Origin of the sequence: Vibrio renipiscarius (assembly GCF_000827885.1) — a bacterium.
Taxonomy (GTDB): Bacteria; Pseudomonadota; Gammaproteobacteria; order Enterobacterales; family Vibrionaceae; genus Vibrio; species Vibrio renipiscarius.
This window is the reverse complement of the sequence record NZ_JTKH01000024.1, coordinates 227,686-243,757: the sequence shown is the minus strand read 5'-3', so window position 1 is coordinate 243,757 and position 16,072 is coordinate 227,686. Positions and strand designations below refer to the sequence as shown.

Sequence of the window (16,072 nt, the reverse complement as noted above, 5' to 3'; positions counted from 1 at the left end):
TCCCTACGGTGTGACGATATTGAACCAGAAGTTAAAGTTATCAAGCATGCCGACAAAGTCTTTCAATACTTGTGGGTCGCCATTCAGCTTAATGGAACCGTCAGCAATGCCCTTCTCTAAGGTAATGTTACCAAGCTGAACATCATCTAACGTCGCTTTGGTCAGTTCTAACGAAATGTCAGGATTCTCTGCCAGTTTCTTCGTATGGTTAAGCACAGAGTTCTCGACATACAAGGAGTATTGTTCATCGAGATCAGTGAAGTCCATATTCATCACAAAGGCTTTACCTGCGGCTTTTTCAGGCAGAATACGCACGGCAAGATAGTCGAACAACATCTCTGGTGGCATATTTTTAATGATGTCAGGGGAAGCAACATCAGTACCACCAGCACTTGGCGTGCCGTTTCTCAGCTCATAAGCGCCTTGTAGATACACTGAACGCCAAGGACCAGACTCCGCTTGATAACCCATTTGTTCATAGGCATCCGCTAAGAGTGCTTTACCGTTTTTACTTTCAGGGTTCGCGAAAACAACGTGTTTAAGCACTTCCGCAACCCAGCGATAATGACCTTTATCAAAGTCAGCTTGTGCTTTGTTGATGGCTTCTTGTTCTCCTCCCATGTATTCAACATATTTCACCGCGGCATCTGCGGGTGGAAGATTATTTAGGTCAGATGGATTACCGTTGTACCAACCCATATAGCGTTGATAAACCGCGCGGCTGTTGTGGCGCAAAGTGCCGTAGTAGCCTCTAGAGCTCCAACTTTTACCAATCTCGTCCGGAAACTCAATCATCTCGGAGATTTCTGAGCCAATATAGCCTTGGTTCATCAATCGAACGGTTTGGTCGTGAGTGTATTTGTACATATCACGTTGTTTTTTAAAGTACTTAATTATGTCTTCTTGGCCCCACATTGGCCAATGGTGACTTTGGAATTTCACCTCGATATCATCGCCCCACATATCAATGGTTTCTTGGATGTAGCTTGACCATTTCAATGCATCGCGAACCTGAGCACCACGAAGGGTTAAGATGTTGTGCATCGTATTGGTGGTGTTTTCTGCCATCCAAACGGCTTTTTTATCGGGGAACAAGATATTCATTTCAGTTGGCGCTTCGGTCCCTGGCGTATATTGGAAAACCATTCTTACGCCATCGATCGTACGTTCTTCGCCCGTTTTCTCAATGATATCGGTGGGCTTGATCAACGTTGCAACGCCCGTCGAGGTGGTTTGACCCAAACCTCCGTTCACGCCGCCTTTTTCATTTCGTGGCAGCAGTGCGCCATACATGTAAACCGCTCGTCGTCCCATTGCGTTGCCGGCAATGACATTTTCAGACACGGCATGCTCGGTAAAACCATGAGAGGCAACAATCGGAACCTTGCCTGAAATGACGTCTTTTTCATCAACGATGCCGCGTACACCACCAAAGTGGTCAATGTGGCTGTGGCTATAGAACACGCCAGTCACCGGTCTTTCACCTAACTCATCGTTTATGAAGTCAAGCGCGGCTTTGGCGGTTTCTTTAGAAATAAGTGGATCAAAGACAATCCAACCGGTATCCCCTTTAATAAAGGTGATATTGGATAGGTCGTAGCCACGAACCTGATAGATGCCATCGGTCACTTCAAATAGACCGTTGATCATGTTTAATTGAGCGTTACGCCACAGACTTGGGTTCACGGTATCTGGCGAGGGTTTGTCTAAGCCAATGTATTTTTTGTACGCTTCTAGATCCCAGACAACATCACCGTTCTCATTTTTGATGGTGACGACATCTTGTTTAGCAATGAAGCCTCTTTGAGCATTTTCAAAGTCTTTCTTATCGCTGAAGGGTAAATCTTTTTTGACTTGGTTATTCACGCTTATGGTGGTCGCGGTCGCGTTTTTTTGATCGGATTGATCGGATGCGTTAGCGCTAAACACCACTAACATAGCCAATCCCAACGTTCCTAGTTGTCGCATGTTATGTCTCCTTAACAATGAGCTATGTGTAAGGTTTAGTTCTGAAAGCGACTTAAATTAAGTTCGTTACACGATAAATGTCATTGTTGAGGTTGAAGTCACAAATTTTTGTTGAGTAACAAACGCTTAAATATAGACTTAAGTGGCGAGCTTCTGATAAGGGCGAGCTTTTGGTATAGCGGGTTTCTGGTACGCAGGTTTTTGATATAGCGCGGGTGTGAGAAGTGAATAAAGTAAAACTCAGAGGGGGAGGCTGCGCATGATGGACGCAGCGCAGATCAGACTTTGGTCATCACGCAGATTCCCGTTTTAGTCAGTGCAATATTCCTCCATGATGTCGATACCAATTTGGAGTGTAGAGCGCCATGCATCACCAACGTCATCATCGTAAAGGGGATCAAAAGCTTCCACGGTTGCGAGCAGACTTTCTCGCCAAGCAATCAATTCCTCGGGTTGAATATTCAATCCCATGTCTTTATGGCGTCTGGCTAAATTTTGAACATTATTACGAATGAATGTATTTTCAGATGCGTTTTGGATAAGAATGATTGAAGCTTTGAGCATTGTCGTTTGTCGACGGGTATCGACGTCCTCAAAGCGGTCCGAGAATCGAGGGTTCGTTAAACAAAAGTGTTGCAAAAAGAAGCTGAGAAATTCTTCATCTATGCAGCATCGTTGATAACTTGCACTAAACGATTCTCCGGAGTCCATAAAATATCCTTTTATCTGAAAATACGGCACTTCCTATTAATCTAGCGTAGAAATAAAAAATCGCGGCAACAATGTGTGCAATTGACGCATTTCTGTCCCAAAATGATTTATAGCGCAGCTTTTCCCGTTGTTATGGGTTAAGACTCGTACAAAAAAGCGTTGGTGCACATTTCTCTAATTAACGACAACTAGCATGATTTAATCAGTAATCGGAAATTAGGCGTTGACCTTACCGTAAGGGTAAGGTTCATAATAGAGGTGTTAATCTAATAGGCATGTTATGAAACACTCACTTAAACACATATGGGTAACGATATTCAGTATCTTCGCGATGCTGATGTCTAACTATGTGTCGAGTGCGCCAGCCATGACGATGGGCGGTATGCAAAGCAAGGTGATGATTTCTCCTGAGCAAGCCATGCTGCACCATGCACAAACGTCAGTGTTTATTGATACGCATTCAATAAATCAGCATGCCAAGCAAGATAGAACCGGTTGCCATTCAGTGAACGACAATCCTTCTGCTCTTGACTCAATCGATTATTCTTTATCAAACCTCGCTCATTGCAGTGACTCAGGAACCGGTGTGGATGACTGCTGTACGTCAGTCTGTTCGAGCGTCTCCTGTCCTATTGCGCCATCAAATGGCTTGCAATCCTTTTCATCGTCTTTGGCATTACACCAATCTGTAAAGATTGGAGATAAAGTCACACGCATCCAAAACTTACTCCGTCCACCGTCACTATAATTCAATATCAACACCGTTAGTTCTCAAGTCGAACCTGCACTTTGCTCGGTGACTTGGGGGTATCCATAACACTATTCGTGGATAACATAGTGAATATTGAATCTTATCATCTAGGTTTACTGAAAACCTTGAGCCTAAGTATTGCCGTTGCTGTCTCTGCAATACCAAGTATTTCTAATGCAGCACAACGCGATTCTTCATCGATTGCTGCGTCTAATCAGCAGCTTAATATGCTTATTGAGGCTGCATTAGCGAACGATACCGCTCGCTCGCAATATGCGGCACAGTCTCAAGCCATGCGAGAGTCGGGTATTGCGAGTGCGACTCAGATGGATCCAAAACTTAAAGTCGGCTTTGGCGGTTTACCCGTTGATTCGTTTAAGTTTGATGACGATCCAATGACCAACATTTCGGTTGGCTTAATGCAACAGTTCGAGCGAGGCTCGGTTCTTGAGCTCAATCAGCGAAAAGCCAATCAACAAGCGGAAGGTATCGCTTACCAAATCCAAGTGCGCGAACGTGATGTTGCAAACAAGGTTACGCAGTTGTGGTTAGAGCTTGGTTATCTTCAGCATGTCGAAACGCTGATTAAAGAGAATCAAAGTTTGATGGTAGAGATGGAACGGTATGTCCAAACCAATTACGCCGTTGGTAAGAGCGAAGCTCAGGATCTGCTTAACACTCAACTTCAGGTCAGTAAGATTGGCGAAAAACTGCAATCAAATCAGCAAATGAAAACCCGTTTGATCGCCCAGCTCTCTGAGTGGTTAGGTGATGCTTGGTTAAATCCCAGCATCTCAAAACAAGCGAGTTATCAGTTAGATTGGCAACGTTTGGGCTCGGTATTAAAAGATCATACCAATACAACGCAGTATTACGCCTTACTTAATGAGCACCCAATGGCTCGAATCGCGGATGCAAATATCTTTGCAAATCGCACGCAAGTTGAAGTCGCAGAACAAGCTTATACGCCTCAATTTGGGGTAGAGATGATGTATGCGTACCGTCAAGCCGACAGTATGACGGGGGATCCTGCGTCTGATTTACTCAGTGCCTACGTTACGATGGACATCCCTTTATTCACCGATAGCCGTCAAGATAAAAACCTGGCTGCCGCTCAATATCAAGTTGGGGCCGCGCAATATCAAAAAGACACGCTACTTGCCCAGTTAAATGCCCAAGTTAACGCTTTAGTCATCGACAGAGTGAATCTTGCTGAACGTATTGAACGTTATCAAGACAGTCTATTGCCGCACGCGACCGCGCGTATTGAAGCCGTTGAACGCGGTTATCAAAACAATACCGCTCAGTTTGGCGATGTCATTACTGCGGCGACGGATGAATTGGCATTAAAGATAGAGTTAAGCCGCTTGATCACCGATTTGAATCAAACGAACAGCACGCTTGCCTCTTTACTCGGCGCTTTCGAGTATCAAGTTAGCACGCCAAAGGCTCAATACTAGGCTCTCTAGTGCGATGAATAATAAGAATAAGGATAGAAAATGAGTACGTTTAAAGTGGCAAGCCTAGCATTGATAATTGGTGGTGCATTGGGTTATGGCGTCAGCCCCTTCTTCTCGGCAATGAATCACGACATGACGAGTTCAGCAGACGTTGCAGGCAGTAAGGAACCGCTGTATTGGGTGGCTCCAATGGATCCTAATTACAAGCGAGATGAGCCAGGTAAGTCTCCGATGGGGATGGATCTTATTCCTGTCTATCCAGACGATGTGAATGGTGAAAATGACAAACCAGGCACGGTGAAAATTGACCCAGCGGTTGAAAATAACCTCGGGGTTAAGACGGCGATGGCAGAATATGAAGTCTTAGCGCCACGTATTGATACGGTTGGTTATGTCGCCTTTGATGAAAGCCAATTATGGCAAACGAACGTGCGTGTCGCCGGTTGGGTAGAAAAACTTAATATCAATGCCGTTGGTGAAAAAGTCACGCAAGGTGAAGTGTTATTTACTCTGTATTCACCGGAGTTAGTGAAAGCTCAAGAAGAGCTGCTTAGTGCCTATAAAACGAGCCGAAAAGGCATGGTAAAAGGCGCAACCGATCGTCTTATTGCTCTTGGTGTGGATCGTAGCCAAATTAAGTCGATAGTACACCGAGGTAAGGCCTCTCAAACGATTGATATTAAAGCGCCTGCCGATGGCGTGATTGCCAGTCTCAACATTCGAGAAGGTGGGTATCTTTCGCCTGCTCAAGCGGTGATTAGCGCAGGTCCATTAGACGAAGTATGGGTTGATGCGGAAGTATTTGAACGTCAATCCCACTGGGTAAAACAGAACAGCCAAGCCTCAATGACACTCGACGCTTTACCTGGGGGTGAGTGGAACGGTGAAGTGGACTATGTTTATCCCATTCTTGACCCGAGTACTCGAACTTTACGAGTGCGTCTACGTTTCCCTAATCCACTAGGGGAATTAAAGCCGAATATGTTTGCCAATGTCGCTTTGAAACCAGTATCGAGCGATGCCGTACTAACGATTCCTCGTTCATCGGTGATTCGTTCTGGAGGCATGACACGAGTGGTATTAGCTGAAGGGGACGGCAAATATCGTTCAGCACGAATTGAAGTCGGCCGAGAAGCGGCAGAAAAAATCGAGGTACTAAAAGGTCTAGAGCAGGGCGATCGCATCGTAACGTCTGCCCACTTTATGCTGGATTCAGAGTCGAGTCAGTCTGCGGATTTATCACGAATCAATGGGGTGGAAGCTCCGGCTGACACGGCGTGGGCGAAGGGTGACATCACCGATGTGATGGCGGATCACCGTATGTTGACCATCAATCACCAGCCTGTCCCACAATGGAATTGGCCTGGCATGGTGATGAACTTTAATGTCGCGGAAGGCGTAGAGTTTGGGCCTTTTGAAGCAGGTCAGTCACTTGAATTTGAAATGCAAAAAAACGCATCAGGTCAATATGAAATTATCGATTACACCGTCAGTCCAACCCTGGTCGCTTCTGAAGTTTGGGTTGAGGGTGACATTTCGATGCTGATGGCTGACTTCGGCATGATCACCTTAAATCACCAGCCTGTTTCACAGTGGGAATGGGGCGCGGGTGAAATGAATTTTTCAGTGGGTGAGGCGATCAATCTAGCAGGCTTTGAGGAAGGCCAGAAAGTACGGTTTCTGATTGAAAAGCAAGGGACACAATACCAACTTAAACAAATCGAACTGAGTGAGGGTATCCAATGATCAGTGCAATCATTCGCTGGTCTATCAATAACCGATTTTTGGTTTTGGTTGCCACATTCGCGCTCGTTTTCGGTGGGTTATACAGCGTTAAAAACACGCCGGTCGATGCAATTCCTGATCTCTCTGACGTGCAAGTGATCATTAAAACCAGCTACCCAGGGCAAGCCCCTCAGGTGGTGGAAGATCAAGTCACTTATCCGTTGACGACGGCCATGCTAGCCGTGCCGGGTGCGGAAACCGTTCGTGGGTATTCTTTCTTCGGCGACTCTTATGTCTACATTATCTTTAATGATGAAACGGACATGTATTGGGCGAGATCTCGCGTTCTTGAGTACTTAAGCCAAGTGGCACCAAAGCTACCATCGAGTGCAAAACCTACCCTTGGTCCTGATGCCACGGGCGTTGGCTGGGTTTACAGCTATGTACTTCAAGACAAAACAGGCAAACATGATCTTGCCGAGTTGCGCAGCATTCAAGATTGGTTCTTGAAATATGAGCTGCAAACGGTTGAGGGCGTTTCAGAAGTCGCGACAGTCGGAGGCATGGTTAAGCAATACCAAGTGCAAATCGACCCCGCTAAATTGCGTGCGTATGACCTGACGTTGCAACAGGTCAATATGGCGATTCAGAACGGCAACCAAGAGAGTGGTGCGTCGGTCGTTGAAGTGGCCGAAGCTGAGCATATGGTGCGCACGACCGGTTACTTGTCGGGCATTGACGATATTTCAGCACTGCCATTGAAAGTGACCAAACAAGGCACGCCTTTGTTGTTAGGTGATATTGCAGAGATCAATATTGGCCCACAAATGAGACGAGGTATCTCTGAACTTAATGGCGAGGGTGAAGCGGTTGGTGGCGTGATAGTGATGCGCTTTGGTCAAAACGCCAGTGAAGTGATATCTAAGGTGAAGGAAAAGCTGGCGGAACTGCAACGCGGCTTACCTGAGGGCGTTGAAATTGTGGCCACTTATGATCGCTCAACCTTGATCGATGCTGCCGTTGAGAACTTATGGCAAAAGTTAGCGGAAGAGTTCATTGTCGTCGCCGTAGTGTGTGCATTGTTCTTGTACCACATTCGTTCTTCTTTGATTATCGCGCTGAGCTTGCCAGTGGGCATTCTTTCCGCGTTTATTGTGATGCATTGGCAAGGGATCAACGCCAACATTATGTCGCTGGGGGGCATTGCCATAGCCATTGGTGCCATGGTGGATGGCGCGATCGTGATGATAGAAAATGTTCACAAGCACATTGAACGAACGCCGCTGAATGATGAAAACCGTTGGCAAGTCATCGGCGATGCAGCGCAAGAAGTTGGAACACCTTTGTTCTTCTCGCTATTGATCATTACGCTCAGTTTTGTGCCAGTGTTCGCGCTGGAAGGACAAGAAGGCAAGATGTTCTCGCCTCTCGCCTTTACCAAAACGTATGCCATGGCGGCCGCCGCAGGTTTGGCCATCACCCTTGTTCCGGTTCTTATGGGGTATTTTATTCGCGGTAATGTGTTGCCAGAACATAAGAACCCGATCAATAGAGGGCTTATTGCTCTCTACAAACCGCTACTTAACCTCAGCCTAAAGCACCCAAAGAGTATCATTTTACTCGCGATTGCGCTGATGGGATCGGCTTACTACCCAGCCAGCAAACTGGGCAGTGAGTTTATTCCACCGCTGGATGAAGGTGATCTCATGTATATGCCTACCACGTACCCTGGTATCTCAATTGGCAAAGCGAGAGAGCTACTTCAGCAAACGAATAAGCTGATCATGACCGTGCCTGAGGTGAAAACGTCATGGGGCAAGATTGGGCGAGCGGAAACCGCAACCGATCCGGCACCATTGACCATGATCGAGACGGTGATTCAGCTCAAACCAAGAGAAGAATGGCGTGAGGGTGTTACCACTGAATCGCTGCGTAAAGAGTTTGATGAATTGGTTCAGTTTCCGGGCTTGACCAACGCCTGGGTTATGCCGATCAAGACGCGTATTGATATGTTGGCGACAGGGATTAAAACCCCGATAGGCATCAAAATTGCGGGCCCTGATCTCAAAGTGATTGAACAAATTGGTTCAGATATCGAGCCTATCCTCAACAACGTTATGGGTACAACGTCGGTGTATGCGGAGCGTGTGGCGGGTGGACGTTACGTGACTATCGATATCAATCGCCGCGCGGCGGCACGTTATGGTCTAAGTATCAAAGACGTACAGCAAGTTATCTCTACGGCTGTTGGTGGTATGAACGTAGGTGAAACCATCGAAGGTCTTGAGCGTTACCCTATCAATGTACGCTACCCGCAAGACTATCGTGATTCTGTGGTGAAGCTGCAAAACTTGCCTCTCGTCACCCCGAATGGCGCTCGCATTGCTTTGGCTGACGTTGCAGATATTCGGTATGAAGACGGCCCACCAATGATCAAAACAGAGAATGCTAGACCGAATGGTTGGGTGTTTGTTGACATCAGTGGGCGAGATCTTGGCGCGTATGTTGATGAGGCCAAACAAGCCGTTGCGGATCAACTTACTCTGCCTGCCGGATATTCGCTGGCGTGGTCGGGGCAATATGAATATATGGAGCGGGCGAAAGAGCGCTTAGTTGTTGTTGTGCCGATTACCATCGCAATCATTATGTTGCTGCTTTACTTCAGCTTCAGACGAGTGGGGGAAGTGATGATTATTATGCTTACTCTGCCATTAGCGATGGTGGGGGGGTTGTGGCTAATGCACTATCTTGGCTATAACTTCTCCATCGCCGTCGGCGTTGGATTCATCGCTCTAGCCGGTGTCGCGGTTGAAATTGGCGTCATCATGTTGGTTTATCTCAACCAAGCATGGCACTACACCAAACTGGACGCAAAAGACAACAATCAAGTGTTGGATGAAAATGAACTCAGCCATTCGATTCGAGAGGGGGCAGGATTGCGCGTGCGCCCTGTCATGATGACCGTGTTGACCGTAATCATTGGCCTGATCCCAATTATGTACGGTGAAGGTACCGGCTCAGAAGTGATGCAGCGGATTGCCGCGCCAATGATTGGTGGCATGGCTTCTGCTCTGTTGCTCACGCTGCTTGTTCTGCCTGCGATCTTCAAATTGTGGAAAGTACGCGAACTTAAACAACACCAAAACCTAACACCACGTTAAACAACGCAACAGGGCTGAGGCATTGTCAGCCCTATTACTCATTTATGTTATTCAAGAAGGGACAAAGCATGAAAAAGACATTATTAGCGGTATTGCTTTCGATAACGGCAACCTCAACATTCGCTGAAATGGACCACGCTAAGATGGATCATTCGAAAATGGATCATTCTAAGATGGATCACTCAACCATGAACATGATGGAGGGCATGTCAGCAGTCGGTATGCCTGCTATGGGCGCAAAACCTGATAAAGTGGTCCATGTGCTTCTTAACGATGATATGACGATCACGTTTAAGAAAGAGGTAAAAATTGAGCCGAATGATGTGGTTCAGTTTGTCGTCATGAACCTTGGCAAGCAAGAGCATGAATTTGCAATCGGTTCTGAACAAGAGCAACTCGCGCACCGTGAAATGATGAAAAACATGAGCCAGCATGCCCATGATTCAGGTAATGCCGTTACGGTGCAGCCGGGCAAAGCCAAGCAGTTGCTATGGCATTTCCACGGTGAAAGTGAGGTCGTGTTCGCGTGTAACATCCCAGAGCACGCTGAATCAGGCATGGTAAAGAAAATATCGCTATAACCGCGCCAATCAAAGAGGCTGGCTAGACCAGCCTCATTTGCTCAATAGACTTCCTGTCTGGTGGGCTGTTTAAAGGCGGGTTGCTTAATATGCGCCCGCTGAATAATGTAGCTCATAGCTATGGCTATAAATTTCTAGAATGTTCCCAAATGGGTCTTCCATGTAGATCATGCGATAGGGCTTTTCACCTGGATAATAGTAGCGAGGCGCTTTCATACGCTTTTTGCCGCCAGCCGCAACAATCTTTTCTGCCAGTCCCTCTACATCCGGGTCTTGCACACAAAAATGAAAGATACCCGTTTTCCAATACTCAAAGTTATCTGCAGGGTTTTCTTGGTCTTTAAACTCAAAGATCTCCACGCCGACACGGTCACCGGTAGACAAGTGAGCAATTCTAAATCGCTCCCAGCCTGCGCCAAATACGTCGGTACACATTTCACCTATTGCTGAATCATCTTCAAGAATTTCCGTTGGTTTCATAATGAGATACCATCCAAGCACCTCGGTATAAAACTTAACGGCCGCATCTAAGTCTGGAACAGAAAGGCCGATGTGACTAAAAGAACGCGGATAGGTATGGTTGGTGTTCGGGGGTGTAATCATTCCTCGTCTCTCCATATACGCTTACTGAGTAATAAGACCGAAGTGCCTTATTTGAATCACAAACAAGGCATACGAGAGTTAGGGATGTTCGATCATTTTTTTTGCGTTATTGCGTCACATAATTACCACGTAACCTGGCATTGAAGCGAACACCTTAAAGGAAACATTATTATGTTTTCAATGAGGTGTCGTTTTTTTAGTTAGATTTCGGGTTATTCTCAGTGATCTTTAGAGACACTTTTTTTTATTTTATTGTAGGCGCAAATGGTGCCAAAGATGCCACCAATAACAAATAGTAAGACCGCAGCACTTATCGTTGATTCAAACATGCTCATATTCCTCTCTTCATTATGATTCCCGCATCTAAATCAAGATGGGCAATTAATATAATATACGACGATTTTCATGAGCACATGGCGGGCTATTTCACAAATGTGTTCATGAAAAAATAATTAAATAAATCAAGTGTGATTTTTCTATCGTGTCAGGATGGAAAAATGCTATCTTTAACTCTAGTAATAATAATCGTTAATCACGATTCGTATCATGTCTTATCAATTCGGTGCACACTAGACCTAGTGGTAAGATTGCGACGTTGTCATTTTTGATAATCTAAATCAAGAGATGGCGCTCACTACACAAACCCTAGAATAAATGGAAAAAGCTATCTTCAAATCATAGCTTGTAAAGAGGTGACATCGTTGAAATCCAATATAACCTCACAGGTATTGTCACCAGACATCGACCAGTGGCCTACAGGTTCGTCTGAACGCTTTATACATAGTTGTTGGCAGTTAAATATGATGAGGTTCCATGCTTTTTCCCATGAGTGTGGATGTGATATTAGAGAAATGTACGATAACATCAATCACCGAATGGGGATTAAAACAACGTACATGGATCTTCTCTGCCTAGAGGACGATTACAGGAATAAATCGCAGCTCATGGAAATAGTCCGAAACAATAAACAGCCAACTTGGCTCTGGGTTACTAATTGTGAAGTTTTATTAGATACCGCAATAGCAGGTTGGCTGCGTTCTATCCTCACGACCTATTATACCGAGCATATAAGAGTGACTTTCCTTTTAGATAGTCAACAACAGTATCGAGAGGTGTTTCGACGTTACTCAGCACCACTTTATAGCTCAACAATGGCTCTTGAGCTTTGTCATCGATAAGTATTTACAGAGTCTAAATCGCCAGTAACGGCCACTTCAACCAAGAGTGTAATGTGCTAATAAATCTGCTCTATGCGTGCGGTGGCTGTCTGATCGAGCTGTTCTAATAACCGCCGAGTCCTTTTGTAGAGTTTCATCACATCATAGTAGAGATAAAGCATGTCTTTAAATGTTCCATTGTCTCCATATGTATCGATGTGCTCATATGCCTCATTAAACACCCTCATTTCGGGGTTAACCAGTTTCTCGCTGATCTGCTTAACCAGCTCTTTGATGGAAATACAGTCACTAAATGCTACGCTTATTTGTAAGTTAAGATCGTTAGTGTCAGCTCTGCCATGTTGATAAAGTTGTTTCAATGGATGTTCAGTCTGATGTATTTCTTGGGATAAAGTTAAGGCAGCTGGTTCAAGGTTTATAGCTTTAAACTCTTTAAACATTTCAAGTGCTTGAAATTGGATATCTTCAAGCTCAGTAAAGTATTCTTCTGCATCAGTGTCAATATAAGACTCATTGTTCATTGCTAACTCCAATTAATAACGTCATTGTTTTTAGTGTGGTTTATTTATCGGGCTAAACAACGGTTCTATAAAACATACTTGCATTCATATTTCAGTAGAAGATCCCCAAAGCACCATAAATAACGTGTTTAGATAAATTTGTTAGAATTATTAATCTTCTTATAAGCGGAAATGAATTTCATATAGGCGCTTAGTAAAAATGATAATTAACTGCAATGAATAGTCACTATTTGGATTGATAGTGCGACGTCAATTATGGTTTCTGTACCGCTACGAACAAAATAGTGTCAAAAGATAAGCTCGGATCATTTCCGATACATTTCGCTTGTTACCCTTATAATGTTGGATTTGTTGCGAAGTTAAATGAAAATACTTGGTATTATTTTCCTGTAAATAGCGGTCAGCGAAATACTTCATTGCCCCTGGCAAAGAGACCTTGGTGCGCTCTCCGTCAAGAAATACCCAAATAGTATGGCGCATCGATAAATCACTAGTGAACCCTGACATGGTCGAACTCGGCAGCACCATTAATAGTGCCTCTTCAGTCACGAAACTGCTGTATTTTGCCGTCAGCCCCTGATCTCTAGCGTCACATAAGATCTTTGGAATCCAAGCGCGAGCGCGTTGCACACTACCGCCGAGAAACGTCGACAAATGTTTAAATAAGCTCGGTTGGATGCTGATTTTGCTCGTTTTACCAAGGTAGCGGTAAGAAATTGTGAGGCAGTCATTTTCTGTGTTTTTCATATTGCATCTGTTATTGAATAGTTTCAGTGAGGAAACTATACTAGTGAATCTTAAGGAATGCAATGTTAACTTTAAATTATCTCTCATCACTAACAATAAAGCAAGTATTTTTTACATCTTTTTTAATGCTTTCCAATTCATCCACTGGAAAGGACCGAATCATGTCTGGTTCATTTTACGTATCGTACCACGCCCAGCGCCCAGCAATGCTGCGTTCCCGATGCCGATACCCAAATACAATCTCTCATTGAAATCGTCTTTAAATGGAGAAGATTAACGAAGTTCTGCCCAAAACCTTCACAGTTGGCGCTTCATAACACATAAGTCCCCCGAAGTATGTTCCGCTTATTACTTATGTACCTGTCACTCGCTTATTCAACAGCGGCCCAATTACTCTTTGCCTTGCCAAAGAGTAATCAGAAAGGCGCTTTGGTTCGGTAGTCGTTGTTCGGTCGGTTTTAGGCGTTCCCGACGCCGAAAACCTAAAAATGCGTCCTGCATTTTTACCTATAGTCGTATTTATTTTGGGCGCATTGAAATCGTCTCTAAATGGGGAAGTTTGAACGAAGCTCTGCCCAGAACCGCACAGTTGGCACTTCATAACACAGAAGTGCCCGAAGTATGGCCCGCTTATTACTTATGTACCTGTCACTCGCTTATTCATCAGCGGCCCAATTACTCTTTGCCTTGCCAAAGAGTAATCAGAAAGGCGCTTTGGTTCGGTAGTCGTTGTTCGGTCGGTTTTAGGCGTTCCCGACGCCGAAAACCTAAAAATGCGTCCTGCATTTTTACCTATAGTCGTATTTATCTTGGCGCATTAAAATCGTTTTTAAATGGGGAAGTTCTGCCCAGAACCGTCACCGTTGGCACTTCATAACACAGAGGTGCCCGAAGTATGTTCCGCTTATTACTTATGTACCTGTCACTAGCTTATTCATCAGCGGCCCAATTACTCTTTGCCTTGCCAAAGAGTAATCAGAAAGGCGCTTTGGTTCGGTAGTCGTTGTTCGGTCGGTTTTAGGCGTTCCCGACGCCGAAAACCTAAAAATGCGTCCTGCATTTTTGCCTACAGTCGTATTTATCTTGGGCGCATTGAAATCCCCTTTAAATGGGGGAAGTTTGAACGAAGTTCGGCCCAAAACCGTCACAGTTGGCACTTCGTAACACAGAAGTGCCCCAAAGTCATTTAGATTAAATACTCATTCATATCTTGTTCATGTGAATTTTCACTACAACAATTTGTGCGAATACCACTTATCTAGGAATTATGCACCTCTTAGCACGCTAACTCCTTAGTGTTGTTGATAAGTCATTGATTTATTATTGATTCAGTAAGTGAAAAACGGCATTATCTGAGTGTTAATGGTGGCTGTTAGCTGTCAGTTTAGCGTTAGAATGTACTCAAAATTGAGGAATATGAAAGTGGAATGGAAAAAAGCAAAAGTTAACGATAGTAATCTAGTTGATATTCCTGAACGTTGGTTACATCTTTATTACTATGAGGCACTTAACGTACTTTTTCGATTTGAAAACTCATTAAGAGTATTTGTGTACACTGTATTGAAAGAACAATTGAAAGATAAGTGGCAAGAAACTGCGGTTTCAAGTGGATGCATTAAAAGTGAAACCAAAAAGCGAATAAAACAATGTGAAGAGTACGGTTATTTGGGGCACGACATTACTTGTCCGATGTTATTCTTAAATAGTGGAGAGCTTATTGATATCATTGTTTCAGATGCTTACTGGAAATACTTTGCTAAGTATTTTAAATCAGGCAAATCAATTGTTATCACAAAGTTGCAAGAGATTGGAACTGTAAGAAACTCTCTCGCCCACTTCAGGCCTCTTAAGGAAGATGATGTTGAACTGATAAAGCAAAACACTAAACACGTTCTTTTGGAAGTAGAAAAAGCACTTGTTCAAATAACATCCATCAATACCTTGGTTCCAACTAATAGTGATGAACCTTGGTACCTAAGGCTCAAATCTTTAGGGAGTGAGAATATAAACATTTCATTTTTTCATTGCAAAAATGAAAGTTGGGTGAGAGTGCATTTCTCTTATAAAATACCAACCTTAGTGAAGAATAAATTTTCTGAGGAATCTTATTCTTATACAGTTGGTAATTTTAGGTCTGTCGAAGTGTTGCGTAACTTTGCAGATATAAAGAATAATTGTATTTATCTGTCGGAATCATACATCGTAGGAAGACTAAGTGCAGAATATGATATCGCATCAAAAAAGGAGTTTAGTGTTGTTTTTTCAAAACAAACGCTAAACAGTAATCTTGAGGCGATTGAAGAGTCGATACGCAATGTAATTGCTAGGGTTGATGAAGAAACAGAATTGTTAAAAACAGATAACTTGGCTAGAGGCGCTCTGATCGAGTCTAAGCATGGTAGTGCCAGAGTTCAAACAGGCCATAATAATCATCGTTATTGGAGCGTTAATTTGGATACACTGAAGCCCGATACCGAAAAATTATCTGATGTTGAGTATTGGGGGTATATAGGGAATTACGAAACGGACTTTGTGTCTGCTACTAATCAATACCCTTGGATGCCATCAAGTATTTCAGATATAGAAGTGCCGTTCTAAAATTCTAGAACGACTATGGCATTTCGTCATTACTTAGTTCCTTGCTCAGCAGGGAATTTTGAGAGTTC

11 protein-coding genes are annotated in these 16,072 nt (G+C 44.1%); 6 read left to right on the top strand and 5 right to left on the bottom strand.

The window, feature by feature from the left end:
- Nucleotides 1–3: 3 nt before the first annotated feature.
- Both OJ16_RS14770 and OJ16_RS14765 read right to left on the bottom strand, forming a co-directional pair.
- Nucleotides 4–1,938, bottom strand: coding sequence for an alkyl/aryl-sulfatase (locus tag OJ16_RS14770; protein ID WP_408063509.1), 1,935 nt, complete (start codon nucleotides 1,936–1,938; stop codon nucleotides 4–6).
- Between the two features lie 339 nt (nucleotides 1,939–2,277).
- A complete protein-coding gene (locus OJ16_RS14765) occupies nucleotides 2,278–2,679 on the bottom strand; it encodes a globin (RefSeq protein ID WP_040992016.1) in 402 nt (133 codons plus the stop codon).
- Between the two features lie 280 nt (nucleotides 2,680–2,959).
- On the opposite strand from OJ16_RS14765, the gene OJ16_RS14760 reads away from it, so the two are divergent.
- The 5 genes from OJ16_RS14760 to copI all read left to right on the top strand — a co-directional run bounded on the left by OJ16_RS14760 (nucleotide 2,960) and on the right by copI (nucleotide 10,357).
- Entirely contained in the window at nucleotides 2,960–3,427 is a 468-nt protein-coding gene (locus OJ16_RS14760) for a hypothetical protein (RefSeq protein ID WP_040992015.1), read from the top strand.
- Nucleotides 3,428–3,516: 89 nt separating this feature from the next.
- Nucleotides 3,517–4,890 carry a TolC family protein gene (locus tag OJ16_RS14755; protein ID WP_082030253.1) on the top strand — a complete coding sequence of 458 codons (1,374 nt, stop codon included), beginning with the start codon at nucleotides 3,517–3,519 and terminating at the stop codon, nucleotides 4,888–4,890.
- Between the two features lie 39 nt (nucleotides 4,891–4,929).
- Nucleotides 4,930–6,636, top strand: a complete 1,707-nt coding sequence (locus OJ16_RS14750) for an efflux RND transporter periplasmic adaptor subunit (protein ID WP_040992014.1) — start codon at nucleotides 4,930–4,932, stop codon at nucleotides 6,634–6,636.
- A complete protein-coding gene (locus OJ16_RS14745; RefSeq protein WP_040992013.1) occupies nucleotides 6,633–9,776 on the top strand; it encodes an efflux RND transporter permease subunit in 3,144 nt (1,047 codons plus the stop codon). Before OJ16_RS14750 ends, OJ16_RS14745 begins: the two co-directional genes overlap by 4 nt.
- 68 nt (nucleotides 9,777–9,844) lie before the next feature.
- Entirely contained in the window at nucleotides 9,845–10,357 is a 513-nt protein-coding gene (gene copI / locus OJ16_RS14740; protein ID WP_040992012.1) for a copper-resistant cuproprotein CopI, read from the top strand.
- A gap of 84 nt (nucleotides 10,358–10,441) precedes the next feature.
- Here the strand turns inward: copI and OJ16_RS14735 are convergent, their stop codons facing one another.
- The 3 genes from OJ16_RS14735 to OJ16_RS14720 form a co-directional block, all read right to left on the bottom strand.
- The gene (locus OJ16_RS14735) at nucleotides 10,442–10,960 is read right to left on the bottom strand and encodes a lactoylglutathione lyase family protein (RefSeq protein ID WP_040992011.1); all 519 of its coding nucleotides are present in this window, start codon (nucleotides 10,958–10,960) and stop codon (nucleotides 10,442–10,444) included.
- A 1,234-nt stretch (nucleotides 10,961–12,194) separates the two neighbouring features.
- On the bottom strand, nucleotides 12,195–12,659 hold the full coding sequence (locus tag OJ16_RS14725; RefSeq protein ID WP_040992010.1) for a hypothetical protein: 465 nt from the start codon (nucleotides 12,657–12,659) through the stop codon (nucleotides 12,195–12,197).
- Nucleotides 12,660–12,929: 270 nt separating this feature from the next.
- Nucleotides 12,930–13,406: a hypothetical protein gene (locus tag OJ16_RS14720; RefSeq protein ID WP_040992009.1), complete on the bottom strand. Its 477-nt coding sequence runs from the start codon at nucleotides 13,404–13,406 to the stop codon at nucleotides 12,930–12,932.
- A 1,422-nt stretch (nucleotides 13,407–14,828) separates the two neighbouring features.
- Here OJ16_RS14720 and OJ16_RS14715 point away from each other — a divergent pair.
- Nucleotides 14,829–16,004 (top strand): Swt1 family HEPN domain-containing protein, encoded by a 1,176-nt coding sequence (locus tag OJ16_RS14715; protein WP_152613857.1) that lies wholly within the window; start codon nucleotides 14,829–14,831, stop codon nucleotides 16,002–16,004.
- The last annotated feature ends 68 nt before the right edge of the window (nucleotides 16,005–16,072 follow it).